This is a genomic window from Aurantimonas endophytica (assembly GCF_014196845.1).
Lineage (GTDB): Bacteria > Pseudomonadota > Alphaproteobacteria > Rhizobiales > Rhizobiaceae > Aurantimonas > Aurantimonas endophytica.
Genome location: NZ_JACIEM010000001.1, coordinates 1,052,128 through 1,079,124 on the forward strand (window position 1 = coordinate 1,052,128; position 26,997 = coordinate 1,079,124).

27 protein-coding genes are annotated in these 26,997 nt (G+C 68.4%); 19 read left to right on the forward strand and 8 right to left on the reverse strand.

Annotation, left to right across the window (positions count from 1 at the left end):
• Positions 1 to 20: 20 nt before the first annotated feature.
• The 7 genes from GGR03_RS05155 (at position 21) to GGR03_RS05185 (ending at position 6,917) form a co-directional block, all read left to right on the forward strand.
• Complete coding sequence (locus GGR03_RS05155) at positions 21 to 1,067, forward strand: ABC transporter substrate-binding protein (RefSeq protein ID WP_183206443.1); 1,047 nt, start codon at positions 21 to 23, stop codon at positions 1,065 to 1,067.
• Positions 1,068 to 1,133: 66 nt separating this feature from the next.
• Positions 1,134 to 2,033 carry an ABC transporter permease gene (locus tag GGR03_RS05160; RefSeq protein WP_246367590.1) on the forward strand — a complete coding sequence of 300 codons (900 nt, stop codon included), beginning with the start codon at positions 1,134 to 1,136 and terminating at the stop codon, positions 2,031 to 2,033.
• Positions 2,033 to 2,857 carry an ABC transporter ATP-binding protein gene (locus GGR03_RS05165; protein WP_183206444.1) on the forward strand — a complete coding sequence of 275 codons (825 nt, stop codon included), beginning with the start codon at positions 2,033 to 2,035 and terminating at the stop codon, positions 2,855 to 2,857. Before GGR03_RS05160 ends, GGR03_RS05165 begins: the two co-directional genes overlap by 1 nt.
• A gap of 5 nt (positions 2,858 to 2,862) precedes the next feature.
• The gene (locus tag GGR03_RS05170) at positions 2,863 to 3,615 is read left to right on the forward strand and encodes an ABC transporter permease (RefSeq protein WP_183206445.1); all 753 of its coding nucleotides are present in this window, start codon (positions 2,863 to 2,865) and stop codon (positions 3,613 to 3,615) included.
• Positions 3,615 to 4,337: a fumarylacetoacetate hydrolase family protein gene (locus tag GGR03_RS05175; protein WP_183206447.1), complete on the forward strand. Its 723-nt coding sequence runs from the start codon at positions 3,615 to 3,617 to the stop codon at positions 4,335 to 4,337. Before GGR03_RS05170 ends, GGR03_RS05175 begins: the two co-directional genes overlap by 1 nt.
• Before the next feature lie 70 nt (positions 4,338 to 4,407).
• Positions 4,408 to 5,922 carry an acyl--CoA ligase gene (locus tag GGR03_RS05180; RefSeq protein ID WP_183206448.1) on the forward strand — a complete coding sequence of 505 codons (1,515 nt, stop codon included), beginning with the start codon at positions 4,408 to 4,410 and terminating at the stop codon, positions 5,920 to 5,922.
• Positions 5,919 to 6,917, forward strand: a complete 999-nt coding sequence (locus tag GGR03_RS05185) for a 2-dehydropantoate 2-reductase (RefSeq protein ID WP_183206449.1) — start codon at positions 5,919 to 5,921, stop codon at positions 6,915 to 6,917. Before GGR03_RS05180 ends, GGR03_RS05185 begins: the two co-directional genes overlap by 4 nt.
• Here GGR03_RS05185 and GGR03_RS05190 read toward each other — a convergent pair.
• Positions 6,905 to 7,780 (reverse strand): helix-turn-helix transcriptional regulator, encoded by an 876-nt coding sequence (locus GGR03_RS05190; protein WP_183206451.1) that lies wholly within the window; start codon positions 7,778 to 7,780, stop codon positions 6,905 to 6,907. The genes GGR03_RS05185 and GGR03_RS05190 overlap by 13 nt on opposite strands.
• 85 nt (positions 7,781 to 7,865) lie before the next feature.
• Here GGR03_RS05190 and GGR03_RS05195 point away from each other — a divergent pair, with 85 nt between their 5' ends.
• The 5 genes from GGR03_RS05195 to GGR03_RS05215 are packed head-to-tail and all read left to right on the forward strand — an operon-like array spanning position 7,866 to position 13,286.
• A complete protein-coding gene (locus GGR03_RS05195; protein ID WP_183206453.1) occupies positions 7,866 to 8,561 on the forward strand; it encodes an ABC transporter permease in 696 nt (231 codons plus the stop codon).
• Positions 8,558 to 9,283, forward strand: a complete 726-nt coding sequence (locus tag GGR03_RS05200; RefSeq protein ID WP_183206458.1) for an ATP-binding cassette domain-containing protein — start codon at positions 8,558 to 8,560, stop codon at positions 9,281 to 9,283. The genes GGR03_RS05195 and GGR03_RS05200 overlap by 4 nt, the downstream gene beginning before the upstream one ends.
• Positions 9,284 to 9,304: 21 nt before the next feature.
• Entirely contained in the window at positions 9,305 to 10,144 is an 840-nt protein-coding gene (locus GGR03_RS05205; RefSeq protein WP_183206459.1) for an ABC transporter substrate-binding protein, read from the forward strand.
• A 44-nt stretch (positions 10,145 to 10,188) separates the two neighbouring features.
• On the forward strand, positions 10,189 to 11,325 hold the full coding sequence (locus GGR03_RS05210; protein WP_183206460.1) for a molybdopterin-binding protein: 1,137 nt from the start codon (positions 10,189 to 10,191) through the stop codon (positions 11,323 to 11,325).
• Positions 11,322 to 13,286 (forward strand): molybdopterin biosynthesis protein, encoded by a 1,965-nt coding sequence (locus GGR03_RS05215; RefSeq protein ID WP_183206462.1) that lies wholly within the window; start codon positions 11,322 to 11,324, stop codon positions 13,284 to 13,286. Before GGR03_RS05210 ends, GGR03_RS05215 begins: the two co-directional genes overlap by 4 nt.
• A 2-nt stretch (positions 13,287 to 13,288) precedes the next feature.
• Here the strand turns inward: GGR03_RS05215 and mobA are convergent, their stop codons facing one another.
• Both mobA and GGR03_RS05225 read right to left on the reverse strand, forming a co-directional pair.
• Positions 13,289 to 13,927 carry a molybdenum cofactor guanylyltransferase MobA gene (gene mobA, locus GGR03_RS05220; RefSeq protein WP_183206463.1) on the reverse strand — a complete coding sequence of 213 codons (639 nt, stop codon included), beginning with the start codon at positions 13,925 to 13,927 and terminating at the stop codon, positions 13,289 to 13,291.
• The gene (locus GGR03_RS05225) at positions 13,924 to 14,808 is read right to left on the reverse strand and encodes a formate dehydrogenase accessory sulfurtransferase FdhD (protein WP_183206464.1); all 885 of its coding nucleotides are present in this window, start codon (positions 14,806 to 14,808) and stop codon (positions 13,924 to 13,926) included. The genes mobA and GGR03_RS05225 overlap by 4 nt, the downstream gene beginning before the upstream one ends.
• An 89-nt stretch (positions 14,809 to 14,897) precedes the next feature.
• Here GGR03_RS05225 and GGR03_RS05230 point away from each other — a divergent pair, with 89 nt between their 5' ends.
• On the forward strand, positions 14,898 to 16,154 hold the full coding sequence (locus GGR03_RS05230) for a molybdopterin molybdotransferase MoeA (protein ID WP_183206465.1): 1,257 nt from the start codon (positions 14,898 to 14,900) through the stop codon (positions 16,152 to 16,154).
• A 64-nt stretch (positions 16,155 to 16,218) separates the two neighbouring features.
• On the forward strand, positions 16,219 to 16,455 hold the full coding sequence (locus GGR03_RS05235; protein WP_183206466.1) for a sulfurtransferase TusA family protein: 237 nt from the start codon (positions 16,219 to 16,221) through the stop codon (positions 16,453 to 16,455).
• Positions 16,456 to 16,495: 40 nt separating this feature from the next.
• On the opposite strand, the gene GGR03_RS05240 is transcribed toward GGR03_RS05235, so the two are convergent.
• Genes GGR03_RS05240 through GGR03_RS05255 form a run of 4 tightly spaced genes read right to left on the reverse strand, consistent with a single transcriptional unit; the run spans position 16,496 to position 19,168 of the window.
• On the reverse strand, positions 16,496 to 16,948 hold the full coding sequence (locus tag GGR03_RS05240; RefSeq protein WP_183206467.1) for a DUF3305 domain-containing protein: 453 nt from the start codon (positions 16,946 to 16,948) through the stop codon (positions 16,496 to 16,498).
• Positions 16,948 to 17,961 (reverse strand): DUF6352 family protein, encoded by a 1,014-nt coding sequence (locus GGR03_RS05245; RefSeq protein ID WP_183206468.1) that lies wholly within the window; start codon positions 17,959 to 17,961, stop codon positions 16,948 to 16,950. The genes GGR03_RS05240 and GGR03_RS05245 overlap by 1 nt, the downstream gene beginning before the upstream one ends.
• Positions 17,958 to 18,494 (reverse strand): DUF6505 family protein, encoded by a 537-nt coding sequence (locus GGR03_RS05250; protein WP_183206470.1) that lies wholly within the window; start codon positions 18,492 to 18,494, stop codon positions 17,958 to 17,960. The genes GGR03_RS05245 and GGR03_RS05250 overlap by 4 nt, the downstream gene beginning before the upstream one ends.
• Complete coding sequence (locus GGR03_RS05255; protein ID WP_183206471.1) at positions 18,485 to 19,168, reverse strand: biotin/lipoate--protein ligase family protein; 684 nt, start codon at positions 19,166 to 19,168, stop codon at positions 18,485 to 18,487. Before GGR03_RS05255 ends, GGR03_RS05250 begins: the two co-directional genes overlap by 10 nt.
• Positions 19,169 to 19,265: 97 nt before the next feature.
• On the opposite strand from GGR03_RS05255, the gene GGR03_RS05260 reads away from it, so the two are divergent.
• The gene (locus GGR03_RS05260) at positions 19,266 to 21,011 is read left to right on the forward strand and encodes a 4Fe-4S dicluster domain-containing protein (protein ID WP_183206472.1); all 1,746 of its coding nucleotides are present in this window, start codon (positions 19,266 to 19,268) and stop codon (positions 21,009 to 21,011) included.
• Between the two features lie 18 nt (positions 21,012 to 21,029).
• Here GGR03_RS05260 and GGR03_RS05265 read toward each other — a convergent pair whose 3' ends face one another.
• Positions 21,030 to 22,301, reverse strand: coding sequence for a c-type cytochrome (locus GGR03_RS05265; protein ID WP_183206473.1), 1,272 nt, complete (start codon positions 22,299 to 22,301; stop codon positions 21,030 to 21,032).
• Between the two features lie 95 nt (positions 22,302 to 22,396).
• Here GGR03_RS05265 and GGR03_RS05270 point away from each other — a divergent pair, with 95 nt between their 5' ends.
• The 4 genes from GGR03_RS05270 to GGR03_RS05285 all read left to right on the forward strand — a co-directional run bounded on the left by GGR03_RS05270 (position 22,397) and on the right by GGR03_RS05285 (position 26,993).
• Positions 22,397 to 23,011: a DUF3306 domain-containing protein gene (locus GGR03_RS05270; protein WP_183206474.1), complete on the forward strand. Its 615-nt coding sequence runs from the start codon at positions 22,397 to 22,399 to the stop codon at positions 23,009 to 23,011.
• 143 nt (positions 23,012 to 23,154) lie between these two features.
• Positions 23,155 to 23,766, forward strand: coding sequence for a TorD/DmsD family molecular chaperone (locus GGR03_RS05275; protein ID WP_343058652.1), 612 nt, complete (start codon positions 23,155 to 23,157; stop codon positions 23,764 to 23,766).
• 52 nt (positions 23,767 to 23,818) lie between these two features.
• Positions 23,819 to 24,046 (forward strand): formate dehydrogenase, encoded by a 228-nt coding sequence (locus GGR03_RS05280; protein WP_183206476.1) that lies wholly within the window; start codon positions 23,819 to 23,821, stop codon positions 24,044 to 24,046.
• 7 nt (positions 24,047 to 24,053) lie between these two features.
• Positions 24,054 to 26,993, forward strand: a complete 2,940-nt coding sequence (locus GGR03_RS05285) for a formate dehydrogenase subunit alpha (RefSeq protein ID WP_183206477.1) — start codon at positions 24,054 to 24,056, stop codon at positions 26,991 to 26,993.
• Positions 26,994 to 26,997 lie beyond the last annotated feature (4 nt).

Below are 26,997 nucleotides of genomic sequence, written 5' to 3' on the forward strand. Positions count from 1 at the left end.
GCCACCATCGGGAGGCCAACATGACATCACGACGCATAACGCTCGCAGAAGCTTGCGCGGGCGCCATCGCCTTCGCGGTCGCCAGCTTCGTGCCGGTCGCGCCAGGCATGGCGCAGGAGGATCCGATCCAGGTGGCGTTCGGCGACATCGCCAGCGTCGAAAGCCTCAACCTGCTCATCGCCATCGAACGCGCCAAGGAGCGCGGCGTGCCGATGGAGCTGACCTTCTTCAACTCCGAGGACGTGGCCGTCCAGGCGGTGGTCGGCGGCCAGGCCGACATCGGCGTCGGCGCCCCTTACGCCTTCCTGAAGAACTCGCAGGCGCCGGTGCGCATGTTCTACCGGATGAGCACGCTGCTGTTCTTCCCCGTCGTGAACAGCGAGATGTACAAGGACTGGTCCGATCTCGACGGCCAGGAGGTCACCGTCCACTCGCGCGGCTCCGGCACCGAGGCGCTGATGCGCCTGATGGAGCAGACCAACGGCATCAAGTATTCCAACATCAGCTACGTGCCCGGGGCGGAAGTGCGGACCGGCGCGATGCTCCAGGGCAACATCAACGCCACCATCGTCGACTCCGCCGGCATGCGCCTTCTCGAGAGCGAGGGCGGCGGCAAGTTCATCCGCCTGCCGATCGACGGCGTCAACGCCACCGACGAGGCGCTCTACGCCAACACGGAGCTCCTCGAGGAGCGTAGCGAGGACGTTCAGGTCTTCGTCGAGGAGTTGCTGCGAACCTGGGCGGAGATCGACGCCGATCCGACGATCGTGGCCAAGCTGCGCGACGAATACGACCTGCTGCCCGACCTGCCGGACGAGGCCGCGGCCGACATCACGGAATACTATACCGAATCCGTCGAGGGCCGCGTCTTTCCGCTGGACGGCGGCGAGCCGGCGGACGTCCAGGACGACATCGAGTTCCTTGCTGCGGCCGGACAGGTGGAAGCCGACGGCGAGGTCGACGTCGAGGCCTTCTGGGACTTCGGCCCGCTCGAAGCAGCCAAGGCAGCAGGCGGCACGGCAGCGCCTGCGGAAGCCGGGGCAGCCGACGCGGCACCGGCGAACTGACGGGGAGCGACTGCGCGCTCTGCCATCACGCGACGGCGCGCAGCGCTTCATTTCCCGAGGTCACGAATGCCACCCGCAGTCCTGCGCGGCACTGCGCCGTCCTACGCGCGCGTCCAGAACAACGAGGGTGAGGCCGCCATGTCCACTGCCAACACGACCTTCGATAAAGTCGGCTTCGACCAGGGCAGCGAGCCGCCCGGCCTGTTGCGGCGTGCCGGCAGCGCCTCCTGGACATGGCGCATCGTGTCGCTGGTCATCTTCTTCCTTGCCTGGGAGATTGCCGGCCGCTCGAACTTCAACTTCGCCTTTCCGTCCTTTTCCGCAACGCTCGGTGCCTTCTTCGCCATGGTCGCGGACGGGACGATGGGCGCGGCCTACCTGCGCACCATCGAGCCGCTGCTCATCGGGCTGGTGATCTCGCTGACCGTCGGCATCTCGTCCGGCGTGGCGATGGGCCTGCGCAAGGACTTCGAGTGGTTCACCCTGCCGATGTTCATCGTCATGCAGGCGGCGCCGATGAGCGCCCTCATTCCGCTAATCACCTTCGTCTACGGCATTGGCCTGACGTCCAAGGTGCTCGCCGTGGTGATGCTGGCGATGCCGGTGATCGCCATCAACAGCTACAAGGCGGTGCGCAACGTTCCGCCCTCGCTCGTGTCGATGTGCCAGTCCTTCATGGGCAGCCGGCGCCACCAGATTTTCCGGATCATCCTGCCGGCCGCCAGCCCGATGATGTTCGCGGGGCTACGCCTCGGCGTCGCGGAAGGCTTCTCGGGTGTCGTTCTCGCCGAACTGCTGATCACGCCCACCGGCATCGGCGACCTCATCACCTTCCACCGCTCGGTGGCCAATTACGACAACATGTACGCGGCCATCGCCTCGATCATCCTCTTCGCGGTCCTGGCCGTCACCGTCCTTCAATACGTCGAAACGGCCCTCTTCCGGCCCGAGACGCGGAGCGCCTGATGAGTAATGCCGCCATCCTCCCCGCCACGGCACGAGCGCCCGCCGCCCAGCCTTCGGGGGTCGCTGCCGCACCGCCGATCATCGAGGTCCGCGGCGTCTCCAAGGTCTACGGCGACGTCGTCGCGCTGAAATCCATCGACCTCGTGTTCGAGACCGGCAAGATGACCAGTCTTCTCGGCCCGTCCGGCTGCGGCAAGACCACGCTCCTGAAGATCGTCGCCGGGCTGCTGAAACCCAACCAGGGCGAGGTGCTGGTGCATGGCCGCCCTGTCACCGGCCCCGGGCCCGAGCGCGCCTTCGTGTTCCAGGATTTCGCGCTGATGCCTTGGGCAACGGTGCTGCGCAACGCCGCCTTCGGTCTGGAGATGCAGGGCCGGCCCAGGGCGGAACGTGAGGACAAGGCCCGGCACTACATCGCCGAGGTCGGCCTCGCCGGCTTCGAGGACAAGTACCCGCACGAACTCTCCGGCGGCATGCGCCAGCGTGTCGGCCTCGCCCGGGCGCTCGCCGTCGATGCCGACGTGCTGCTGATGGACGAGCCCTTCTCGGCCGTCGACGAGCAGACCCGCCGCAAGTTCCAGGAGGATCTGATCCGGCTGCGGGAGGTCGAGAACAAGACCTTCCTGTTCGTGACCCATTCGATCGAGGAAGCGGTCTACGTGTCGGACCGCATCATCATGCTGTCGCCCCGCCCCGGCCGTGTGTCGCAGATCATCGAGCCGGACATCCCGCGCGGCGACGATCCCGAGGCGATCCGCCGCGATCCCGTCTATCTCGATACGGTCGACGAGATCTGGCACGGCCTGAAGCATTACGTGGAGTAGATGCGATGACCCTCTATGGCTACAAGGTGCCCAAGATGGCGTCGCTGCTGGTCTGGGTGGTGATCTGGGAGATCGTCGGCCGGCTCGAGCTGGTGATGCTCTTCCCGCCATTCACCGAGGTGCTGGCCGCGCTGGGCGACGTTGTGACCTCGGCGAGCTTCGCCGAGGCGATGCGCATCACGGTCTATTCCTACGTGATGGGACTTTCGCTGGCGATCGTCGTCGGCATCGCGATGGGGTTCCTGATGGGTCTCGTGCCGGCGGTCGACGGCCTGCTCAACATGTGGGTGAACATCTTCCTCTCGGCGCCGCTTTCGGCGCTGGTGCCGATCTTCATGATCCTCTTCGGCATGGGAACGCCCACCGTCATCGTCACCGTCTTCATGTTCTCGGTGTTCATCATCGCGCTCGATACCAGGGCCGGCGTCCGGCATGTTTCGGGCTCGCTGATGGAGATGGCGCATTCCTTCGGCGCCTCGCGGTTCGAGCGACTGAAGATCGTCTTCCTCGCCGCGCTGCCGGAAATCCTCTCCGGCGTCCGGCTCGGCGTCATTCGCGGCGTCAAGGGCGTGGTGATCGGCCAGCTGCTGGTGTCGATCATCGGCGTCGGCGCGCTGTTCACCCTCTACTCGAACAATTTCCTGATGGCGCATTTCTGGGCCCTCATCCTGATCCTCTTCACCCTCGCCCTCACCCTGGCCGGCCTCGTGGCACGGCTGGAAACCCGCATCGAATATTACGCAGGAGCCAGAAGCTGATGAACATATCCGTGACCGCCAACCGTCCGGACACAGGCGAGGACTACGTCTTCGCCGCCCCGAAGACCCCGACCCTGCCTGTGGCCGGCACCAGCCAGCGATACCCGGTACGGCGCGTCTATTGCGTCGGTCGCAACTACGCCGACCACGCCATCGAGATGGGTCACGACCCGAACAAGGAGCCGCCTTTCTTCTTCCAGAAGAACCCCGACAACCTGATCGTCGGCGACAGTTTCCCCTACCCCGCGATGTCCTCCGACGTGCATCACGAGATCGAGTTGGTGGTGTGCCTCTCCAAGGGCGGCGAGAACATCCCGGTCGAGGACGCGCTGTCGCATGTCTACGGCTATGCCGTCGGCCTCGACATGACCCGCCGAGACCTGCAGGGCGAGGCCAAGAAGATGGGCCGCCCCTGGGAGATCGGCAAAGCCTTCGAGGACTCGGCGCCGGTGTCACCGGTGGTGCCGGCCTCCGAGATCGGCCATCCCGAGACCGGAGCGATCTGGCTCAAGGTCAATGGCGAGACCCGCCAGAGCGGCGACCTCAACCAGATGATCTGGAAGGTGGCCGAATCGATCTCGTATCTGTCGGGCCTCTTCCGCCTCGCACCGGGTGACGTCATCATGACCGGCACCCCGGCCGGCGTCGGCGCCGTCCAGCGCGGCGACGTCATGGAAGGCCATATCGACGGCATCGGCGATCTTCGCGTCACCGTGTCCTGACGAGCGAACCCGAACCGGCCGGCGGCGCCCCGCGCCGCCGGTTTTCCGCAGCTTGAAGGACGGCAACCACATGCTCGAACTCCTGCGGCGGGGCGCCCCCGCCGATCCGGCCATCGGCGCGCCGGACCGTGATCCCCTGAGCTTTGCCGGCCTCGGCGATCTGGTTGCGACGACGGTCTCGTCCCTCAACGCGCTCGGCATCGGCCGAGGCGACCGGGTGGCGATAGTGCTGCCCAACGGCCCGGAGATGGCGGCCTGCTTCGTTGCCGTCGCGGCGGGAGCGACCACGGCGCCGCTCAATCCGGCCTACCGGGCGGACGAGCTGGAATTCTACCTCAACGATCTCGGTGCCAAAGCGCTGATCGTCGACGCCGCCGGCCACGAGGCGGCTGAAGCCGTCGCCGCCAGGCTCGGCATTGCCGTCCTTCGGCTGCGCGTCGCCGATGGCGCACCTGCCGGCGCCTTCACCCTCGAGGGCGAGCCCGTGGGGACGACCGATCGGCCGGGCTACAGCGCGGACGACGACATCGCGCTCGTCCTGCACACCTCCGGCACCACGTCCCGCCCGAAGATCGTGCCGCTCAGCCTTGGCAACGTGAAGGCCTCGGCGCGCCACATCCGCGAGACGCTGGCGCTGACTCCGCGCGATTGCTGCCTCAACATCATGCCGCTGTTTCATATCCACGGGCTGATCGCCGCGGTGCTAGCGTCGCTTTCTGCCGGCGCATCCGTCGTCTGCACGCCGGGCTTCAACGCCTTGAAATTCTTCGCGTGGATGGATGCGGCCGGGCCCAGCTGGTACACGGCCGTCCCGACCATGCACCAGGCGATCCTCGCCCGTGCGCCGCGCAACCAGGAGAGCGTCGACAAGGCGAAGCTGCGCTTCATCCGCTCCTCCTCCGCCTCGCTGCCGGCGCAGGTGATGGGCGAGCTGGAAGCTGCCTTCGGTTGCCCGGTGATCGAATCCTACGGCATGACCGAGGCCGCGCACCAGATGGCCTCCAATCTCCTGCCGCCCGGCCAGCGCAAGCCCGGCAGCGTCGGTCCCGCCGCCGGCCCGGAAGTGGCGATCCTGTCGCCGGATGGCACGGTGCTGCCGGCCGACGCGATCGGGGAGATCTGCATCCGCGGCCCGAACGTCACCAGGGGCTACGAGAACAACGACAAGGCCAACGCCGAAGCCTTCGCCTATGGCTGGCTCCATACCGGCGACCAGGGCACGATGGACGAGGACGGCTTCGTTCGGCTCACCGGCCGGCTGAAGGAGATCATCAATCGCGGCGGCGAAAAGATATCCCCGCTGGAGGTCGACGACGTGCTGATGGACCATCCTGCGGTGCAGCAGGTGGTCACCTTCGCTATGCCGCACGACAAGCTCGGCGAGGAGGTGGCCGCCGCCGTCGTGTTGCGCGAGGGCATGAGCGCCACCGAGCGCGAGATCCGCGATTTCTGCGCCACGAAACTGGCCGACTTCAAGGTGCCGCGCCGGCTGGTCTTCCTCGACGAGATCCCGAAAGGCGCCACCGGCAAGCTGCAGCGCATCGGCCTTGCCGACAAGCTCGGCCTCGGCAAGGCGCCGGCATGAGGATCTGCATCTTCGGCGCCGGCGCGATCGGCGGCCTCGTCGCAGCAAAGCTCGCCGCGACCGGCGACGCGGAGGTCAGCGTCGTCGCCCGCGGCCCGCATCTGGCGGCGATCTGCGAGAACGGCCTGACCGTGCGCGATGCGGCCGGCGAAACCAACGTCGCCGTGCAGGCGACGGAAGATCCGTCCGAGCTCGGGCCGCAGGATTACGTCTTCGTGGCGCTCAAGGCGCATTCGGTGCCAGCGATCCTGCCCGGCCTCGTCACCCTGCTTGGTCCCGACACCGCCGTGGTCACCGCCCAGAACGGCGTGCCCTGGTGGTACTTCCACCGCAGCGGCGGGCCCTATGAGGGGCACCGGGTCGAGGCGGTGGATCCGGGCGGCAAGATCTGGGACACGATCGGCCCCGAGCGGGCGATCGGCTGCGTCGTCCATCCCGCCGCCGACATCGAGGCGCCGGGCATCATCCGTCACACCGAAGGCGACCGCCTGCCGCTGGGCGAGCCCTCCGGCGAGAAGAGCGAGCGCACGCTGGCCTTGTCGCGGGCGCTGGTCGCCGCCGGCTTCCGCGCACCGGTGCGCCCGCAGATCCGCTCGGAAATCTGGATCAAGCTCTGGGGCAACGTCTCGCTGAATCCGATCTCGGCGCTCACCGGCGCCACCCTCGCCGCGATCTGCGGCAATGAGGGCACGCGGGCCGTCGCCCGGCAGATGATGCTGGAGGCGCAGGCCATCGCCGAGAAGCTCGACATCCGCTTTCCCATCGACGTCGACAAGCGCATCGCCGGTGCCGCCGAGGTCGGCGAGCACAAGACGTCCATGCTGCAGGATCTGGAACTCGGCCGGCCGATGGAAATCGACGCACTAGTGACGGCGGTGCAGGAGCTGGGGCGCCTCACCGACAGCCCAACGCCGACCATAGATACCGTCCTCGGCCTGGTGCGCCTGCGGGCGGCGACGCCACTCGTCCCGACGCTGTCCGATCAGGCGAAATAGCGGATCGTGCCGGCGGGCGTCAGGTCGTAGCCGGTGAGGTCGGCGGCGCGCCGCCGTACTCCCTCGCTGGCCAAAAACTCGACCAGCGCCTGCAGCGGCGGGGTGAAATAGGTCCGCTGCCGCATCAGCAGGTCGAAGCTCTCCCAGGTCAGCGTCACGAAATCGAGACCGGCGGCGCGAGCGGCCGAGCGCGTCGCAACCCCGCAATCGGCCCGCCCTTCGCGGATGGCGGCCGCAAGGTCCGGGCCGCTGAGGCAAGCCGGCTCCAGGCGATTGAGACTTTCCACCGAGACTCCGAGCCGCGCCAGCATCGCGTCGAGCAGCATCTGTGCCCCGGCGCCCTTTTGCCGGACGGCGAGCCGGGCCTTGCCTTCGATCACGTCTTCCAGGCTGGCAAACCCCTTCGAATTACCAGGCGGCAGCAGCAGCCCCTGCTCGCGCCGCGCCATGCCGACCAGCAGCGCATCATGCAGCTGCGGCATGCGCTCGACGAACGCGACATTGTCCTCGTCGGCGGCCCCATGGAAATGGATCGCCGCCGCGGCGATCTCGCCGCGCAGCAGCCGGGCGACGCCCGCCTCGGTGCCCTCGGTGAGTGAAGCGAGCCCAGAGCCCGACTGGCGCAGGCTCCATTCCAGGAGGTCGTCCTGGCTGCCGCCGACGATCGGCGGCGCCTCGCCCGGCACCATCCCAGCCGGCCGCGCCAGGCCGGAGATCACCCAGCGATCAAGCTCGTGGCGGGGAAACAGCCACTTGCCGGTTACCTTCGAGCACGGGATCGCCCCCGCCGCAACCAGCTCGTAGAGCTTGCGCTCGCCGAGCCGGAGATAGTCGGCGGCCTCGCCCGTCGTTAGCAATTCCATCGGCATATTCCTGCACCTGCATGCACCAAATCCGTGAATTGACATACACCGATTCCTTGCAGAAGAAAGCCAGAAGGGAGGCGTCATGCCGGATACTCTCGGTGCGTGGCACCTGATACTCAGCGGCGATCCCGCATTCTACGCCATCGTGCGGCTGTCGCTGCTGGTGAGCCTGTCGGCCGTCGCCGCAGCTTCGCTGGTGGCGTTTCCGCTCGGCGCCGTGCTGGCGCTGACGCGGTTTCCCGGCCGGACCGCGGTAATCGTCATCCTCAACGGCTTCATGGGCCTGCCGCCGGTGGTGGTCGGGCTTGCCGTCTATCTCCTCCTGTCGCGCTCCGGCCCGCTCGGATCGCTGGGCATCCTGTTCACGCCGCAGGCGATGATCATCGCGCAGGCCCTTTTGGTCATGCCGATCATCGCGGCGCTCGCCCGCCAGACGATCGAGGACCTCTGGCACGAATATCGCGAAGAGCTGACGGCGATGAATGTCGGGCCGGCCGGCCGTGTCGCGACGCTCCTGTGGGACTGCCGCATCAGCCTCGTCACCGCCCTCCTCGCCGGCTTCGGGCGCGCCGCGGCCGAGGTCGGGACAGTGATGATCGTCGGCGGCAATATCGACGGCTTCACCCGCACCATGACCACCGCCATCGCGCTGGAGACCTCGAAGGGCGACCTTGCCCTCGCCCTGGGCCTCGGCGCGATCCTCGTCGCCCTGATCCTGGTGGTCAACGCGCTGGCCTGGGGCCTGCGCGCCTGGTCGGAACGGCGGGTGACCGGATGAAGGCGCTGGCCCGCACCGACCTGCCGCTGTCTCTCCAAGATGTCTCGCTGGTCGCCGGCGGAAGCTCCATCCTCGATCGCCTGACCCTGACCATCCGCGCCGGCGCACCCACCGTCATCGTCGGGCCGAACGGCGCCGGCAAATCCTCGCTCCTGCGCATCTGCATGGGGCTGACGGCGCCGTCTTCGGGCCGCGTCACCTGGGGCGGCCGGATCGATTCGCTCCCCGTGCGGCGGGCTATGCTGTTCCAGCGTCCGGTCATGCTGCGCCGTTCTGCCCTCGCCAATGTCGTCTACGGGCTGGCGCAGGCCGGCTGCCCCCGGGGGCTGCGGGCCCTACGGGCCGAGGCGTTGTTGCAGCGCGTCGGCCTTCGCGACCACGCCGCCCGGCCCGCACGCTCACTCTCCGGCGGCGAACAACAGAAGCTCGCTATGGCCCGGGCCCTCGCCCGCGAGCCGGAACTGCTGCTGCTCGACGAGCCGACGGCCAATCTCGACCCTGCCGCCAGCCTCGCCGTCGAGGCGATCATCCAGGAAGCGGCAGCCTCCGGCATCAAGGTGCTGATGGCTTCGCACGACCTCGGTCAGGTCCGGCGCCTCGCCGGCGAGGTGCTGTTCATGGCCGCCGGCAGGGTGCGCGAGCAGAAGCCCGTCGCGGAATTCTTCGACAGCCAGTCGACGCCCGAGGCCGCCGCCTTCCTGCGCGGCGACCTCGTCATCTGAGATCAACCCAAGGAGACTGCCATGCGCGCCTTCATGTCGACTCTCGCCCTCGTCGGCGGGGCCTTCCTCGCCGCGATCACCGGCAATCCGGCCACCGCCCAGGACCGCTCCATCGTTGTCGCCTCGACGACCTCGACGCAGGATTCCGGCCTCTTCGACCATATCCTGCCGCTCTTCCAGAAAGAGTCCGGGATCACCGTGAAGGTCGTCGCCCAGGGCACGGGCCAGGCGCTGGAGACCGCCCGGCGCGGCGACGCGGACGTCGTCTTTGTCCACGCCAAGGCGCAGGAGGAGAATTTCGTCGCCGACGGCTTCGGCGTCGAGCGCTTCGACGTCATGTACAACGACTTCGTGCTCATCGGCCCAAAGAGCGACCCGGCCGGCATCGCCGGCACCAAGGACATCTCCGCCGCCCTGCAGGCGATCGAAGCCGTCAAGGCGCCGTTCGTCTCGCGCGGCGACAAGTCCGGCACCCATTCGGCCGAGTTGCGGCTCTGGAAGGATGCCGGCATCGACATCGAGGCCGCGAAGGGCGAGTGGTACCGCGAGATCGGCCAGGGCATGGGCGCCGCCCTCAACACCGCCGGCGCCATGGAAGCCTACGTGCTCGCCGACCGCGGCACCTGGCTCTCCTTCAGCAATCGCGGCGATCTCGACGTGCTGGTCGATGGAGACAAGCGGCTGTTCAACCAGTACGGCGTCATGCTGGTCAGCGCCGAGAAATTTCCGCATGTGAAGACCGAACTCGGCCAGGCCTTCGTCGACTGGCTGATCTCGAACGAGGGCCAGGCCGCCATCGCCGACTACAGGATCGGTGGCCAGCAGCTGTTCTTCCCGAACGCCGCCGACAGCCGCTCCTGAGCGGCGCCGTTGCCAAGCAATCCTCGCCCGGCCCATCATGGGCGATGATCATCGTGCCGAGTCCCGCCCTTGAGCTGACCCCTGTCGAGGCGGCTCTGGCCCTTCTTACGGAAGGGCTGCACCCGATCGCGGCAACCCGCCTGAAGCTATCTGAAGCGCTCGGCTGGGTGGCGGCGGAAGCGGCGCCGCTGGCCGCCTCGCTGCCGGCAGCCGACACGGCCACGATCGACGGCTTCGCCTTCGCGGCCGCCGATCTGCTCGGTGCCTCGCCCTATTCGCCGGTCGTGCCCGCCGGCCCGCTGCGATGGGTCGAGCCCGGCGATCCGCTCCCTGACGGCTGTGATTGCGTCGTCGAGGCGGGGTTCGTCGACCGCACGGGCCCGCTGGTCGAGATCGCCGGCGAGGTGGTGTCCGGGCATGGTATGAGCCGACGCGGCGAGGATCTGCCGGCGGGCTTCCTGCCAATCACCGCGGGGCGGCCCATCAGTACCCTGGACATCCTCGTCGCCCGGCAGGCTGGCCTGACCGATCTGCCGGTCCGCCGGCCGAAACTGCATCTCCTGAACGTTGGCGGCGACACCGGCAGTGCCGCAAGCGCCGAACTCGTCGCCGACTTCGCCCGGGCCGCCGGCGCACGGGTCGCGGCGATGACCGCCGTCGCCCGCGACGTCGCCGCCATCGGCGACGCGGTCGAGGCCGCCGACGACGACATCATCGTCATGGTCGGCGGCACCGGCGCCGGTGCTGGCGACGTCACCACCGGAGCGCTCGCGGCAAGCGGCATCCTGCTGGCGCATGGCATCGCGCAGGCGCCCGGCACCACCACGGCGATCGGCCGGCGCGGCCCGGTGCCAGTCATCGCCCTGCCCGGCAGCCCGGACCAGGCACTGGCCGCCTTCTGGACCTTAGTCCGACCGGTCATCGACCGTCTCTCCGGACGCGCCCGGCCGCCTGCCCGCATCCTGCCGCTCGCCCGCAAGATCGCCTCCGCCGTCGGCGTCACCGAGCTCGTCCTGCTCCGTGAAGCAAAAGAGACCTGGCTTCCGCTGGCGATCGGGCGCTTTCCGCTCCACCGCCTCGCCGAGGCCGAAGCGTGGCTCGCCGTGCCGGGTGACAGCGAGGGTCACGCGGCGGGAACGCCGGTGGCGGCCTTCCCGGTTTCTGCTACGAGCATCGCATGACGCATGACCCCGTGCCGCCAGTGGCTGCTGCCGGCGGCAGCAGCCACGAGCAGGAACAGTTCCTCGCGATCCTCTCGCGCGAGGAAGCCCTTTCGCGATTCGAGGCGGCACTTTTTCCGCGACGAGCAGCGACCGAGTTGCGACCACTTGGCTCGGCCCTCGGTGCGGCCTTGGCCGAGGACGTCGTCGCGCCAATCGACGTGCCGCCTTTCGACCGCGCCAATGTCGACGGCTTCGCCATCCGCTCGGCGGACCTTGCCGGTGCCGGCGAGTCGCTGCCCGCGACGCTGAGCCTCAACGGCGAGACGATCGCCTGCGGCACCCAGCCGCTGCTGCCGGTAGGGCCGGGTACCGCGACCCCCATCGCCACCGGCGGCCCCGTGCCGCGCGGCGCCGACGCGATCGTGATGGTCGAGCACACCCAGCCGGCCGACGAGGCGGCCGGGATCGAGATCCGCCGGGCCGCGAGCCCCGGCCAGTTCGTCTCCTATGCCGGCTCGGATATCGCCCGTGGCGAAGTGCTGCTACGCGCCGGCACGCTGATCGGCTCGCGCGAGATCGGCATGCTCGCCGCCTGCGGCATTTCCGCCATTCCCGTCGCCCGCCGCCCCCGCGTGGCAATCCTCTCCACCGGTGACGAACTCGTGCCGCCCGGCGAGGCGCTGCGTCCCGCGGCAATCTACGACGTCAACGGCGCGATCGTCGCCGCTGCCGTCGCCGAGAACGGCGGCGAGCCACATTTCCTCGGCGCCTTCCCCGACGAGGAAGCGGTACTGGAAGCGGCGATGCGCGCGGCGCTGGCCTCGCACGACATGCTGATCCTTTCGGGCGGCACCTCCAAGGGCGCCGGCGACGTCAGCCATCGCATCGTGCCGCGGCTCGGGGCACCCGGCATTCTCGCCCACGGCGTCGCGCTGAAGCCGGGCAAGCCACTCTGCCTCGCCGTCTGCGACGGCAAGCCCGTGGTCATCCTGCCCGGCTTCCCGACCTCGGCGATGTTCACCTTCCACGACATCATCGCCCCTGTGCTGCGCCGCATGGCCGGCCTGCCGCCGCGGGCGGAGCATTCGGTCGAAGCGACGGTCCCGGTGCGCATCGGCTCGGAGCTGGGGCGTACCGAATTCGTCATGACCTCGCTGGTCGAGGGCGCCGAGGGGCTTGTCGCCTATCCGACCGGCAAGGGCTCGGGTGCCATCACATCCTTTGCCCAGGCCGACGGCTTCCTGCGCATCGAGGCGCTGGCCGATCATCTGCCGGCCGGCTCGCGGGCGAAGGTCATGCTGTTCACCCCGGAACTGCGGGTCCCCGACCTCGTGCTGATCGGCAGCCATTGCGTCGGGCTCGACAGGGTCGCAGCGCCATTGGTGCGCAGGGGCTTGCTGGTGCGAACGCTGGCGGTCGGCAGCCTCGGTGGCCTCGCCGCCGCACGACGCGGCGAATGCGATCTCGCGCCCATCCACCTCTTCGACGAAAAGACCGGTACCTACAACGAACCGTTCCTGGCGCCCGGGCTGGAACTCGTCCGCGGCTGGCGGCGCATGCAGGGCATCGTCCACCGTCCGGGTGACCCGCGGTTCGACGGGCGTTCGGCCGAGGAGGCCGTCACTGCTGCGCTCGCCGATCCCGACTGCCTGATGGTCAACCGCAACCAGGGCGCAGGAACCCGGATCCTGATCGACCGGCTGCTCGGCGGGGCCCGCCCGGACGGCTATTTCAACCAGCCGAAGTCGCACAACGCCGTCGCCGCGGCCGTGGCACAGCAACGCGCCGACTGGGGCGTCGCCATCGAACCCGTCGCTGCCGCCGCCGGCCTGGCGTTCATCCCGCTGACCGAGGAGCATTACGACTTCGCCCTCGTCACGGCGCGAAAAGAGCGGCCGGGCGTCGCCGCCTTCCTGGAGGCGCTGGCATCGCCGGAGGCCGCCAGGGCGCTGGAGGATGCCGGCTTCGCGAAAGCCTGACCTCAGGCCGGCAGGCTTGCCGCCAGCCGCTCCGCCTCGGCGAGGTCTTCGACCGTATTGGCGTTGAAGAACGGATCGACCGGCAGCGCCGGCCAGGCGACGGCGGCAACGCCGTGCCGCGCCGTCCAGCGGTCGACCCGGCGCAAGCCCTCCTCGACCAGCGCCTGGCGCAGGTCCTGCCGCAGCCCGACCTGCCAGAGACCGACGACCGGATGCGCCTGCTCGCCGGACGTCGCGACGGCCAGCGGCACGCCGGCGGCGACGCGCGCTTCATGGAGCCGCGAAACCAGGTCGCGCGGCAAAAACGGGCAGTCCCCCGGCGCACTCGCCACCCATTCGACGTCCGGCCGGTGTTCCGCGGCCCACTCCAGCGCCGCGAGGATACCCGCCAACGGGCCGGGATAGTCCTCGACCGTGTCGGCGATCACCGGGAGCCCCCAGGCGGCGAAGCGCGCCGGGTCGCCGTTGGCGTTCAGCACCAGCCCGTCGCATTGAGGGGCGATGCGCTCGATGACGTGATCAAGGATCGGCCGCCCGGCGACAGTCCGCATCGGCTTGTCGCCGCCGCCCATCCGGCGCGCCAGCCCGCCGGCGAGGATGACCCCAAGCGTCGCCGGGTACGCAGCGCCAGCCCCGGTCACGGCCGGTAGCCCTGGCGGTCGCCCAGCGGCGCATCCGGCGTCGCCTCGATGTCGAGGTCGAAGACGATGCGCTCCTGGCCGGCAACGGCGACGAAGCGCTTGCCGCGGGCGCGTCCGACCAGCGTCAGTCCGGCCTTCTGCGCCAGCTCCACGCCCCAGGCGGTGAAGCCGGAGCGCGAGACGAGCACCGGAATGCCCATCCGCACCGTCTTGATGACCATTTCCGAGGTCAGCCGGCCGGTCGTGTACATGATCTTGTCGGCCGAATCGATTTCGTTGCGGAACATCCAGCCGGCGATCTTGTCGACGGCATTGTGGCGGCCGACGTCCTCCATGTAGCAGAGTGGCTGGTCGCCGCGGCAGAGTACGCAGCCATGGATGGAACCGGCCGCCAGGTAGATCGAGGGCGTCGTGTTGATCGTCCGGGTCAGATGGTAGAGCCAGGAGGTCCGCAGTTCCGCCTGCGGCAGCACCACCCCTTCCATCGACTCCATGAGGTCGCCGAAGGCCGTGCCCTGGGCGCAGCCGGAGGTCAGCGTGCGTTTGCGCAGCTTCTGCTCGTAATTCGTTCCGGCCTCGGTCCGCACCACGACGACCTGCAGGTCGTCGTGGTATTCCACCTCGGTGACGACGTCGCGGGGCTTGAGCATGTTCTGGTTGAGCAGGTAGCCGAGCGCCAGATATTCCGGATGGTCGTTGATCGTCATCATCGTGACGATCTCCTGGGCGTTGAGGTAGAGCGTCAGCGTCCGCTCCACCGGCACCCGGATGTCGACGGTAACGCCATTATGGTCGACACCCGTGACGGCTTGCGTCAGAAGCGGGTTGTCGGGGTCCGGCAGGACGAGGGGCGCATCGGGTCGGATCGTTGTGTGCTGCATGGCTCTTACCTAGATGCCGGCAGGCCGTCCCGCAATTGGCGGGGTGGCGCGAGACCGCCGATCAGATCAGGAAGACGACCGAAGGAGCCATGGCGCAACTTTCCGACGACTGCTTCGCCTTTGGCGGACCGATGCAAACAGTCGACGACACCGTCGCCCTGATCGCCGAGCGCCTGCCGGCGGTCGAAGGCCGCGAGACGGTGCCGCTGGATTCGGCCGATGGGCGGGTCCTTGCGGAGGACCTCACCGCTCCCTTCCCGCTGCCGCCCTTCACCAACTCGGCCGTCGACGGCTATGCGCTGGCCGGTGCCGACCTGCCCGCCGAGGGCGAGGCTACCTTCAGGGTCGCCGAGCGCCTGCAGGCCGGCATGGCGTCGGCCCGACGGCTTGGCCCGGACGAGACCGTACGGATCTTCACCGGCGCGCCGATGCCGGCAGGCGCCGACACCGTCTTCATGCAAGAGGACGTGCGGGTCGCCGAGGACGGGCGCATCGTCTTCCCGGCGGGCCTGAAGCGCGGCGCTAATGTTCGGCCCGCGGGCGAGGATGTCGCCCCCGGCACCGTCGTCCTTCTGGCGGGCCGGATCCTACGGCCGCAGGACGTGGCGCTCGCCGCAGCGCTTGGCTTCACCGAGATCGTCGTGCGTCGGCGGGTCCGCGTCGCGGTGTTCTCCACCGGCAACGAGATCGTCGCGCCGGGCGCGCCGCGCGCGCCGGCGCAGCTCTTCGATTCCAACCGCTTCATGCTTGGCGCCATGCTGCGTCGCCTCGGCTGCGCCGTTACCGATCTCGGCATCCTCGCCGACGACCGCGAGCGGATCGCCGGCGTGCTGCGCGATGCCGCCGCCGGCCACGACCTCATCCTCACCTCCGGCGGGGTCTCCACCGGCGAGGCAGACCATGTCCGGGCCAGCGTCGAGAGCGTCGGCACGCTGGTGTTCTGGCGCGTCGCGATCAAGCCGGGCCGGCCGGTGGCGATGGGCGTGATCGACGGGACGGCCTTCATCGGCCTGCCCGGCAATCCCGTCGCCGGCTTCGTCACCTTCGCGCGCATCGCCCGCCCCGCGATCCATGCGCTCGCCGGGGCAAGGGCGCCGGCGCTGGTGGCGACGCCGTTGCGCGCGGCGTTTGCGTATCGAAAGAAGGCCGGCCGGCGGGAATACGTCCGGGTCACCATCCGCCGGGCCGACGACGGCAGCGTCGAGACGGTGAAGTTCCCGCGCGAGGGCGCCGGCCTCCTCTCCTCGCTGGTCGAGACGGACGGGCTGGTCGAACTGCGCGAGGACAGCGTCGGAGTCGCACCTGGCGACATCGTCGATTTCCTTCCCTATTCAAGCCTGCTGTGAGACACGCGATGAAGAATGAAGTTCAGTTGACGGCGCCACGCCGCCCGGCCATCGTCGCCAACACATGACCACCACCATCCTCGACCTGTCGGGCCTCAAATGCCCGCTGCCGGCGCTCAAGACCCGCAAGGCGCTGGGCGGCATCGCGCCGGGCGACCGGCTCGAGGTGCGCTGCACCGATCCCCTGGCGCTCATCGACATCCCCCATCTCGTCAACGAGATGGGCTACCGGCTGGAAAACACCGGGCGTGACGGCGAGCGTAGCGTGTTTCTGATAGAGAAACCGGCCGATCCCGCCTGAAACAGACGGTGGCATTGCGGCCCGCACCGAGCCGTGGACGTCAGTCGCGCTTGCGCTTGATGAATTTCCGCTCGACGTGATGGACCCGCACGAACTCGGCGAGCCTTTCGGCGATCTCCGGCGGCATCGGCGCGACCTCGACGAGGAGATCGCCGATCTCCGTCATCGATTCGCCCTCGGCCGGATCGGCGGTGACGGCGACGAGCCGGATCCCCGGTTCTTCCGGCAGGAGCGCCAGCGTCACCCAGAGCCCCGCGTGGCCTGAGGCGAGATTGTCGCGGTAATTGGCCGTCTCGACGCGGTGGAACTCGACATCGCTCGCGCCGGCATAGATCAGCGTCGCATCGCCCTCCTGCCCGAGCACCTGACCGTCGGGCGTACCCGGCGCTTCGGGAACGATTGCGGCGATGCGCCAGGCATGCTCGGCCCATGGGCTCGAGGACGGCCGGCGCTCGACGACGACACCGACCCGGAAGGCAGGGGTATCGGCCATCAGCTGGTCTCCGCCGGGCCGCGCAGCGGCAGGCCGGCAATCAGGTTCTGCGGCTTCATCCGCACCATGCCGTCGGGCGTGGTCGACAGGAATAGCCAGACCGGCCGGTCGCCGATCGACGGAAACGCCTCGGCCGGGTCGTCAAAGCGCAGCGCGAACAGGCCGATGATGCGTTCGAGGTCTGCGTCCCGCGTCGCCTCGCCGCGCCAGAGCTGGTTGCCGACGCGCATCGAATCGACGTCGAGCCCGACGAACCAGGCCCAGTCCGCCTCCTCCGCGTGCGCCACCGGCTCGACGCTGACGGCGACGCCCAGGAGATGGCGCACCCAGATCTCAATGGCCTTCGCCAGGCCGGCGCGCGAGGAGAGGCCGCCGCCGAAGCTGAGCACCAGGTCGAATGCCTCGTTGCGGTGGCCGTAGGAGGCTTCGTTCTCGGCATCGAGAATGTCGAGCTCGGTAATCGTCGGCCCACTGAACATCATCAGCAGCGGCGCGGTGTTGCGGCGGCTCTCTTCCTGCAGCTCCACAACTTCGGCATCGGCGAGCAGCAGCGCGCCCTCGTGGGCGCTGCTGCGCTGCGTCCGGAAGAACAGCTCCGCCGAACGCAGCACGAAGGCGTCGGTGCATCCCTCCAGCGCGTTGCGCAGGATCACCTGCGTCAGTTGGTTGACGAAGAGCGGCGGCGTGCCGCTCATCCCGCCTCGCACCAGATCGAGATAGGCCGCCTCCAGCGTCGGATGCGCCAGCAGCCGGTCGCGGAAGGCGAGCATCACCTCCCAGTTCTCGCGCGCATCCTCGTCCGCCAGGCCGGCGATCTCGTCCGCCGTCACCGGCCGTTTCGGATCGGCGAGCAGCGCCGCATGCAGCGCCCGCTCGGCGTCGCAGGCCTCCTCCGGCGGCATCAGTTCCGGCCGGGCGAAATACGCCTTCAGGAACGCATCCGTCGGCACCAGCCAGCCGTCCTCGTTGCGGTCGAGCAGGTGATGGCCCGACGAAACCCAGAAATCGCTCATGCCTTGTCCTGCCGGAGTGCGTGAAGGTCGACATGCTCGACATAGTCGGCCTCGTCCACCACGATGTCGAAGGCCCGGCTGTGTTCGACCAGGCCCTCGCGCTTTTGCAGCGTGCGGAAGCGCTCGCGGATGCCCTCCTCCTCCATCGACCGCTGCACGGCGAGCACCGTGTTGACCGGATGGTCGCAGAGCGAGGCCGCGAAGGCGATCTCCTCGGCTGCCGCCGCCCGGGCCGTCTCCATGTCGGGCGCGCCGAGACGCTCGACGAGCTGCGCCGCGAGCCCCGCGAGCGCTGCCTCGTGGTCCGCCTCGGTCGCTTCCGTCACCACCACGAGCGTCGACCAGGCGAAGCTCGAAATCCCCAGGAAGCCCGATCGGAAAGCCTGCCGCTCCTGGCCGCCAAGCGCCGATATGTCGTCGTTGAAGAAACAGAACGACCCCGACACAGCCCATTCGCCGGGCTCGGCGGCGCGGGCGAAGACGAAAGTGTCCGACGGATCGAGGCGGATGGTGCGCGGCAGTTTCAAAGCCATGGGGCCCCCGTCGCCGGATCGAGCCAAGCGGGAACGCGCAGCGCCTCGGCCAGCAGCTTGTCGTCAGGCAAGGCGACGACGTCGTCCTCGCCGCGCTGAAGCCAGCGCGTCTGTACCGCACCGAATCCCTCGGCGTTCCACTCGTTGATCTCCCGCAGGAAATACCGGGAAAACCCCTCAATGAGCGCTGCCGGGTCGAGTTCTTCGAACCCCTGCTCGTCCAGCCCCCCCAGCAGCGGGCGAAAGCCGGGCTCACCAGCGCGCATCACGATCATCCGCACGCTGCAGCCGAGCACCAGCCAGTCCGGCACCGCGTCTTCCGCCGCGCCGGTCGGCCAGGCGAGGCGCAGGCCGCCCACCAGAGCCCCGTCGACGCGCAGCCCGCCCGGCCAGTCGAATCCGATTGGCTGCTGCGGCGGTGCATGGATGGCGAGGGCATCGGCCAGGGCATTGCCCGCCGCATAGACGACGCGCCTCGCCGACGCTAGCGGCTCTTCGGGCTCGAGCACCACAGCGAACTCAGTCATGTGGAAGCGACGGGCCCAGACCAGCGTGCCGGCACCGTCGGCGGCGGCAATGGACTGGGCGTGGGCGTAGGCGTCACCCGCCTCGCGAAGCGTCACCAGATGAAACGGCGGCGGCAGGCTGAGCGCGGCATTGTGGGACAGGGACATGAAATCCATATGAGATTAACGGCTTGCACCAGCTTATAATCGTTCTAGACTAGGTGCCAATGCGCTTGACGTTCGCGCCAAGGAGACTCTCCGAACCGTGACCATTACCGAAGCGGACGTCATTCCGCGAGACATAGCCCGTTCGGCCCTTTCCGCCCTGACCCTGCCAGAACCGCCGCTTCTCTCGCTGCACAGCGACGGCGTGGTGCTGATCTACGGGCGCGACATGACGGCGATCGAGGCGGGGCAGCGCCTGGCGGAGAGCCTCGACGTCACCGTCCTGCTGGCCGATACGTCGACGATCACGATCCCGACACCGCTGCCCTTTCCCGTGGCGCGCGGCCGCGTCGCGTCGGCATCGGGGCATTTCGGCGCTTACGAGGTCGTCGTCGATGGCTTCGCGCCGCCGCGACCGGCGGCGGACGGCAGCGTCGCCTTCGGCGCGGTGCGCGATGGCGCGGTCTCGCGCTGCGACCTGATCCTCGATCTGTCGGGCGAGGCGCCGCTGTTTCCGGCGCACGAGGCCCGCGACGGCTATCTCAAGGCCGACCCCGCCGATCCTGATGCACTTGCGGCGACGATCGCCGAAGCCGCCGATCTGGTCGGCGATTTCGACAAGCCGGTCTATGTCGCCTACCGCAAGGAACTCTGCGCCCATTCGCGCTCCGGCATCACCGGCTGCACGCGCTGCCTCGATGCCTGCGCCATGGAGGCGATCGCCCCAGTCGGCGACCATGTGGCAATCGACGCCTTCGTCTGCGCCGGCTGCGGCAATTGCGCCGCCGTCTGCCCGACAGGCGCAGCCTCCTACACGCTGCCGACCGTCGACCTGCAGCTCGACCGCCTGCGCACGCTGCTGCTGGAATATCGCGCCGCCGGCGGCCGCGACGCCGTCGTGCTTTTCCATGATGGCTATGTCGGCGGCCCGTTGATCGAGGCGATCGGTGATGCGTTGGCGCCCAACGTCCTTCCCTTCCCGGTCAACGAGATCAAGCAGATCGGGCTGGAGAGCCTCGCCGCCGCGCTGGCCTATGGCGCTTCGGCGGTACGGATCCTGGCTAGGCGCGAGCCCCGCAATGGCATCGTGACGCTGGGCGCCACCGTGGCGCTCGCGGCCGACGCGGCCAAGGCGCTGGGCTACGGCGACGGCGCCTGCGGCATCGTTCACGCCGACGAGCCGGCCGAGGTGCTGTTCGGCCTGGCACAGCAGCCGCTGGGCACGCCCAGCCCCGAGCCCGCGAGCTTCAAGCCGGTCGGCAACAAGCGCGGCCTGCTCGAGCTCAGCCTCGGCATGCTGCACCAGGTTGCGCCAGCGCCGGTGCCCGTCGTCGCGCTGCCAGAAGGCGCGCCCTTCGGCGCGGTCGATGTCCAGGTCGATGGCTGCACGCTCTGCCATTCCTGCGTCACCGCCTGTCCCACCGGCGCGTTGTCGGCAGGGGAGGACCGGCCGATGCTGCGCTTCCTCGAAAGCGCCTGCGTCCAGTGCGGTCTCTGCGAGGCCACCTGCCCCGAAGACGTGATCACGCTGCGGCCGCAGCTCGACTTCGACGCATGGGCTGCACCGCGCAGGACGTTGAAGGAAGAAGAGCCTTTCTGCTGCATCAATTGCGCCAAGCCGTTCGGCACCAAGAGCACGATCGAGCGGGTCATCGCCAAGCTGGAAGGCTCGCACTGGATGTTCTCCGGCGAGAACGCCCGGCGGCTGGATGCCATCCGCATGTGCGAGGATTGCCGCGTCGAGGCGGTGCTCAACGAAGGGATCGACCCCTACGCCGGCGCGCAGCGCCCGAAGACGCGTACGGCGGACGACTACAAGAGCGAACGCAATCAGTGGGATGCGTGAGCCGGTTGATTCGCCCTGTCAGCGGGTCGCGCGCTCCAGAAACTCGACCAATGCCTTCCGATCGACCGCCCGGTTGATCGTCTGCTCGGGCATCTTCGTCCCGGGCGTATAGGCATGCGGGCCGATCTCGAAGAGCCGCGCCACCGTCTCGGGCGTCCAGATGATGTCGTGGTTCGCGAAGGCGGCGGAGTAGTCGTAGTCAGGCAGCGACGCGATCGGCCGGCCCATGATGCCATGCAGCGTCGGGCCCGCCCGCACCCCCTCGCCAGGCTGCAGCGTGTGGCAGGCGACGCAGGCGCGATAGACGCTGGCGCCCGGATCCCCGGCATATTCTGCCAGCGGATCGGAAGGGCCCCCCGCTATGCCCGAACCGAGGCTGGCGCCCGTCGACGCATTCCAGCGCCGGATGACGGCGTCGTTGCCACCCGTCAGAAGCTGGTCCGTGCCGGGTACGAAAGCCAGCGACCAGACCGGCAGACCCGGGCCGACCAGCGTCCGTTCGGGCGTGAGGTCTTCGGCGGCAAGAATGGCGATGGCGCCGCGCAGGCCGGATGCCGCGATGCGGCGCCCGTCGCTGGCGACGGCTATCACCGGCGTCGGCGAGATCTCGGCCTCGGCCTCAATTGTGCCGTCGGCTCGAACCAGTCGCAGCCGCCCATCGGCGCCGCCGATTGCCAGCATGTCGGCGCCGGGCACGACCGCGAGCGCGTTGAGGGGCGTCGGCAGCGTCTGGACGCGTGCCGGACCGGTCTTCGGCCATATCCGCAGGGTGGCGTCGTAACCGATCGTCGCGACCTCGCCGGATTGGAGGAACGCGATGCCGTTGACGTTGCCGGTGTGGCCTTCGAGGATTCGCGCTGGTGTCTCGCCCGCCAGCGGCCATATCCGTGCCGTCCCGTCCCAGGCCGCCGATCCAAGGAATTGGCCGTCGGCCGATAGCGACAGCGCGACGATCGGGCCTTGATGGCCTTCGAGTATCCGCTCCGGCCTGGTGTGATCGGCCGTCCAGATGGCGATGCGGCCGTCCTCGCCGCCGGTGACGGCCCGTCCGTCCGTCAGCAGAATCGCCGCGTTCACCGCGCCGTCGTGGAAGCGCAGCACCTGCTCGGCGGAGCTCGTCGCCAGCGCCCAGCGGATCCCCGTCGAATCGAAGCTGCCGGAGAGCGCCGAGGCGCCGTCGGGGCTGACAGCGAGCCCGCGGACAGGTCCGCCATGGCCTCGCAGCTCCGCCGCATGGATAGCGGGGACCGCCAGGATGACGGCAAGCACCGAAAGCAACAGGCGGATCATCGGCAGGCCTCGAACACTAAAGCGACGTGCGGGAGCCCCGGGACGAATGGGACGGCGCGCTTGCAATGTGACGGTATCGCGCAAACATGGCATCCATGAGCAATGACTTCTTCGCGCGCTGGTCGCGCCGCAAGCTGGAAGACGCATCCCCGGAGCCGGACGAGGCAATCGATGCCCCGTCGCAAACCGGCGATTCGCCCACGCCGACATTCGAGGCTGATGCATCGGGCAATGCTATCACCGATGAGGAACTTGCAGCCCTTCCCGATCCGGATGCGGTGACCACCTGGTCGGACATCACGGGGTTCCTCCGCCAGGGCGTCCCCCTCGCTCTGCGCAACCGGGCCTTGCGGCGGATCTGGAGCCTCGATCCGTCGATCCGCGACTATATAGGCGACGCCCGCGACTATGCCTGGGACTGGAACACGCCGGGGGGCATGCCGCTCTCGGGTCCTCTCTCGGCGACGACCGATGTCGGGAAGATCGTTCGCGGCCTCTACGAGCCGGCTCCGGAAGCACCAGTACGTGAGCCCGAAGCGCTCCCTGAACGCGAAGAATTGATCGAGTCCCTGCCCGATCGAGGGACAGGGAACCCACCGGCCGCTTACTCCGAGCCAGACCGGCCCGCGCTCCCGGACGTAGACCCTGGCCCCGACGATCAACTGCCTGTTGCCCGGGCAACCCGGCATGGCGGCGCGCTGCCATCTTGAGCAGGCGCAAGCTATTTGGAATGACTACAAAAAACGCTTGGCGCATGTGCCGTGGCACTTTAGGATCGCGCCATGAATGAATGCGCCGAATTTAGGCACCCACGGGTGCGAAAATGAGCGAGGCTCCGCAGGAGTTTGCGGCAGTGAAACCGGGGGCCGGCGACGCAGAGGCGCTCGGCAGCCAGCATTCGTTCGATCTTTTCCGCGGCCATCACTACGCGCTGCTCGCGACCCTGCTGACCTCTGCGCCCAGCGAATCGACGCTGCAGCTCCTGGCTGCTCTCAAAGGCGACGCAAGTCCGCTCGGGCGTGCCCATGCGGCCTTGGCCGAAGCGGCGCGAACCGCCCGAGCGACGGTACTGGAGCGCGAGTATTTCCGCCTCTTCATCGGCGTCGGCCGCGGCGAGATCGTACCGTATGAATCCTTCTATCTGACAGGGTTCCTGCAGGAGAAGCCGCTGGCCCGCCTGCGTCAGGACCTGGCGGCGCTGGGTGTCGAGCGCTCGCCCGACCTGGTCGAGCTGGAGGACCATGTCGGCGTCCTCTGCGAGGTCATGGCAGGCCTGCTCGGCGGCTCGTTCGAGACGCCCGACGACGCCGGAACGCGTTTCTTCCAGGCTCATCTCCAGCCCTGGGCACCGCGTTTCTTCGACGACCTCGCTTCGGCAGAGGCCGCAGAATTCTACAAGCACGTGGCCATCCTTGGCCGGACCTTCATGACGATCGAATCCGAGGCCCTCGCCCTCGCGGCGTGACGGCCGAAGAACGCATGATCCGGCTGCCCCGCCGGATTTCGGGAGAGAAACGATGACGACAAACAAGCGCGAGCCCATCGATCGCCGCACGTTCCTGCGCAGCGCCACCGGCGTCGCGGGCCTTGCCGCGACTGCCGCGGTCATGACCCCGGCGATGGTGACGGATGCCGAGGCCTACGATCCCGGCGAAGACGAGACGCGGACGAAATATCAGCCGGAAAGTGCCGACGTGCAGGCGTTCTACCGCACGAACGGCTACGAAACCCTCGACAGGAAGTGAGGCGGCCATGCTGACCAAGCGCAAAGACGGCCAGCCCGGCCGCGCTATTCCAACGGCTGTCGCCGCCCGTTCCCCGGGCGTCGATCGCCGCACCTTCCTGAAGCACTCGGGTATCGCCGTCGGCGGCCTCGCGGCCTTCGGCTCGATGCTGCCCGGTGCCGTCCGCAAGGCAGACGCCGCCATTCCCGCGCCGATGCCCGGCGTCGAGATCACCATCAAGAAGAATATCTGCACCCACTGCTCGGTCGGCTGCACGGTCACCGCGGAAGTGCAGAACGGCGTCTGGACCGGCCAGGAGCCCAGCTGGTCGAGCCCGATCAACCGCGGGACGCACTGCGCCAAGGGCGCCGCGATCCGCGAGATCGTCTTCGGCGACCGGCGGCTGAAATATCCGCTGAAGCTCGTCGACGGCGAGTGGCAGCGCCTGTCATGGGAACAGGCGATCGGCGAGATCGGCGACAAGATGCTCGAGATCCGCGAGCAGTCCGGCGCCGACGCGATGTATCTCCTCGGCTCGGCGAAGTTCACCAACGAGGGCGCCTATCTGTACCGCAAGTTCGGCGCCTTCTGGGGCACCAACTCGGTGGATCACCAGGCGCGCATCTGCCACTCCACGACCGTCGCCGGCGTCGCCAACACCTGGGGCTACGGCGCCCAGACCAATTCCTACAACGACATCCGCAATGCCAAGACCATGATCATCATGGGCGGCAACCCGGCGGAAGCGCACCCTGTCGCCATGCAGCACGTGCTGGCCGGCAAGGAACTGAACCGCGCCAACATGATCGTCATCGATCCGCGTTTCACCCGCACCGCCGCGCATGGCACCGAGTATGTCCGCATCCGCGCGGGCACCGATATTCCGGTGATCTGGGGGATTCTCTGGCACGTCTTCGAGAACGGCTGGGAGGACAAGGAATTCATCCGCACCCGCGTCTACGGCATGGACGAGGTCCGCAAGGAAGTCGCCAAGTGGACGCCTGAAGAGGTGGAGCGGGTCTCCGGCGTTTCCGGCGAACAGCTGAAGCGGATCGCCTACCTGTTCAGCCAGGAGAAGCCGTCGACGCTGATCTGGTGCATGGGCGCGACCCAGCACACCGTCGGGACGGCCAATGTGCGGGCCTACTGCACGCTCTGCCTGGCGACGGGCAATGTCGGCAAGCCGGGCACCGGCGCCAACATCTTCCGCGGCCACACCAACGTCCAGGGCGCGACCGATCTCGGCCTCGATGTCACGTCGCTGCCGCTCTATTACGGCCTCACCGAGGGTGGCTGGAAGCACTGGTCCCGCGTCTGGGAAGTCGAATACGAGTGGCTGCAGGGCCGCTTCGACGAGGTCCCGGAAAAGGGCGGTCGCAAGGCCCGGTCGCGCAAGGACAACATGGAGACCCCCGGCATCACCTCGACGAGGTGGTTCGATGCGGTCAACCTGCCGGAAGAGGACATCGACCAGCGCTCGGCCTTGCGTGGCATGTTCATCATGGGCCATGGCGGCAATACCGTAACGCGCATGCCCGAGATGATGAAGGCGCTCGAGAAGCTCGAGCTGCTGGTCGTCGCCGACCCGCATGCGACGACGTTCGGCGCCATCAAGGGCCGACGCAACGGCACCTATCTCCTGCCGATCGCCACCTCGCTGGAATGCGACGGCTCGCGGACGGCGTCCAACCGCTCGCTGCAGTGGGGCGAGAAGATCGTTGAGCCGGCCTTCGAGTCCCGCAATGATTACGACGTGATCTATGATTTCGCGGAGAAGCTCGGCTTCAGCGCGGACATGTTCAAGAATATCGCGGTCGAGGGCGGCCATGTGCTCGCAGAGGACATCCTGCGCGAGATCAACCGCGGCGGCTTCTCCACGGGCTATTGCGGCCAGTCGCCGGAGCGCCTGAAGGCGCACATGCGCAACCAGGACAAGTTCGACCTCGTCACGCTGCGGGCGCCGGCCGACACGCCCGATGTTGGGGGCGAGTATTACGGCCTGCCCTGGCCGTGCTGGGGCACGCCGGAGATGAAGCATCCGGGATCGCCGATCCTCTACCGCACGGACGTGCCGGTGTGGGAAGGCGGCGGCACGTTCCGCGCCCGGTTCGGCGTCGAGCGCAACGGCGCGACGTTGCTGGCCGAGGATTCCTTCTCCGCCGGTTCCGAACTCACCGACGGCTACCCGGAGATCAACTACGGCATCCTGCGCAAGCTCGGCTGGGACACGGACCTGCGACCGGAAGAGCGCGCGACGATCCTGCGGATCGGCGCCGACAAGCCCGACGCGGTCAGCTGGGCGACGGATCTGTCGGGCGGCATCCAGCGCGTCTGCATGGACCACGGCGTCATGCACTACGGCAACGCCAAGGCCCGCGTCGTCGCCTGGAACCTGCCCGATCCGGTGCCGGTCCATCGCGAGCCGATCTACACCTCGCGCCCGGACCTGGTCGCCAAGTACCCGACGCGTCCCGACGAGATGCAGTTCCGCATTCCGAATATCGGCATGTCGGTGCAGCAGTCGGCGGTCGACCGGAACGTCGCGCGGGACTTCCCGATCATCCTCACCTCCGGCCGCCTGGTCGAGTACGAGGGCGGCGGCGAGGAAACCCGTTCGAACCGCTGGCTCGCCGAGCTGCAGCAGGAGATGTTCGTCGAGATCAACCCGGCTGACGCCGCGGCGCGCGGCGTCAGCGACGGCCAGATCGTCTGGGTATCGGGAACCGAGAACGGCGCGCGGACGCGGGTGAAGGCCCTTGTGACGGAGCGGGTGGGACCGGGCGTGGCGTTCATGCCCTTCCACTTCTCCGGCCACTACCAGGGCGAGGACTGGCGCCCGCATTACCCGGCCGGGACGGACCCGCTGGTGCTGGGTGAATCGGTAAATACCCTGACGACCTACGGATTCGATCCGGTGACGGGCATGCAGGAAACCAAGGTTGTGCTCTGCCAGATCGCAGCGGCTTAAGGAG

What these genes read in the sequence shown, in the direction of transcription:
- GGR03_RS05155 (WP_183206443.1), top strand. Translation starts at nt 21, where the DNA reads ATGACATCACGACGCATAACGCTCGCAGAAGCTTGCGCGGGCGCCATC.
- GGR03_RS05160 (WP_246367590.1), top strand. Translation starts at nt 1,134, where the DNA reads ATGCCACCCGCAGTCCTGCGCGGCACTGCGCCGTCCTACGCGCGCGTC.
- GGR03_RS05165 (WP_183206444.1), top strand. Translation starts at nt 2,033, where the DNA reads ATGAGTAATGCCGCCATCCTCCCCGCCACGGCACGAGCGCCCGCCGCC.
- GGR03_RS05170 (WP_183206445.1), top strand. Translation starts at nt 2,863, where the DNA reads ATGACCCTCTATGGCTACAAGGTGCCCAAGATGGCGTCGCTGCTGGTC.
- GGR03_RS05175 (WP_183206447.1), top strand. Translation starts at nt 3,615, where the DNA reads ATGAACATATCCGTGACCGCCAACCGTCCGGACACAGGCGAGGACTAC.
- GGR03_RS05180 (WP_183206448.1), top strand. Translation starts at nt 4,408, where the DNA reads ATGCTCGAACTCCTGCGGCGGGGCGCCCCCGCCGATCCGGCCATCGGC.
- GGR03_RS05185 (WP_183206449.1), top strand. Translation starts at nt 5,919, where the DNA reads ATGAGGATCTGCATCTTCGGCGCCGGCGCGATCGGCGGCCTCGTCGCA.
- GGR03_RS05190 (WP_183206451.1), bottom strand. Translation starts at nt 7,780, where the DNA reads ATGGAATTGCTAACGACGGGCGAGGCCGCCGACTATCTCCGGCTCGGC.
- GGR03_RS05195 (WP_183206453.1), top strand. Translation starts at nt 7,866, where the DNA reads ATGCCGGATACTCTCGGTGCGTGGCACCTGATACTCAGCGGCGATCCC.
- GGR03_RS05200 (WP_183206458.1), top strand. Translation starts at nt 8,558, where the DNA reads ATGAAGGCGCTGGCCCGCACCGACCTGCCGCTGTCTCTCCAAGATGTC.
- GGR03_RS05205 (WP_183206459.1), top strand. Translation starts at nt 9,305, where the DNA reads ATGCGCGCCTTCATGTCGACTCTCGCCCTCGTCGGCGGGGCCTTCCTC.
- GGR03_RS05210 (WP_183206460.1), top strand. Translation starts at nt 10,189, where the DNA reads ATGATCATCGTGCCGAGTCCCGCCCTTGAGCTGACCCCTGTCGAGGCG.
- GGR03_RS05215 (WP_183206462.1), top strand. Translation starts at nt 11,322, where the DNA reads ATGACGCATGACCCCGTGCCGCCAGTGGCTGCTGCCGGCGGCAGCAGC.
- GGR03_RS05225 (WP_183206464.1), bottom strand. Translation starts at nt 14,808, where the DNA reads ATGCAGCACACAACGATCCGACCCGATGCGCCCCTCGTCCTGCCGGAC.
- GGR03_RS05230 (WP_183206465.1), top strand. Translation starts at nt 14,898, where the DNA reads ATGGCGCAACTTTCCGACGACTGCTTCGCCTTTGGCGGACCGATGCAA.
- GGR03_RS05235 (WP_183206466.1), top strand. Translation starts at nt 16,219, where the DNA reads ATGACCACCACCATCCTCGACCTGTCGGGCCTCAAATGCCCGCTGCCG.
- GGR03_RS05240 (WP_183206467.1), bottom strand. Translation starts at nt 16,948, where the DNA reads ATGGCCGATACCCCTGCCTTCCGGGTCGGTGTCGTCGTCGAGCGCCGG.
- GGR03_RS05245 (WP_183206468.1), bottom strand. Translation starts at nt 17,961, where the DNA reads ATGAGCGATTTCTGGGTTTCGTCGGGCCATCACCTGCTCGACCGCAAC.
- GGR03_RS05250 (WP_183206470.1), bottom strand. Translation starts at nt 18,494, where the DNA reads ATGGCTTTGAAACTGCCGCGCACCATCCGCCTCGATCCGTCGGACACT.
- GGR03_RS05255 (WP_183206471.1), bottom strand. Translation starts at nt 19,168, where the DNA reads ATGTCCCTGTCCCACAATGCCGCGCTCAGCCTGCCGCCGCCGTTTCAT.
- GGR03_RS05265 (WP_183206473.1), bottom strand. Translation starts at nt 22,301, where the DNA reads ATGATCCGCCTGTTGCTTTCGGTGCTTGCCGTCATCCTGGCGGTCCCC.
- GGR03_RS05270 (WP_183206474.1), top strand. Translation starts at nt 22,397, where the DNA reads ATGAGCAATGACTTCTTCGCGCGCTGGTCGCGCCGCAAGCTGGAAGAC.
- GGR03_RS05280 (WP_183206476.1), top strand. Translation starts at nt 23,819, where the DNA reads ATGACGACAAACAAGCGCGAGCCCATCGATCGCCGCACGTTCCTGCGC.
- GGR03_RS05285 (WP_183206477.1), top strand. Translation starts at nt 24,054, where the DNA reads ATGCTGACCAAGCGCAAAGACGGCCAGCCCGGCCGCGCTATTCCAACG.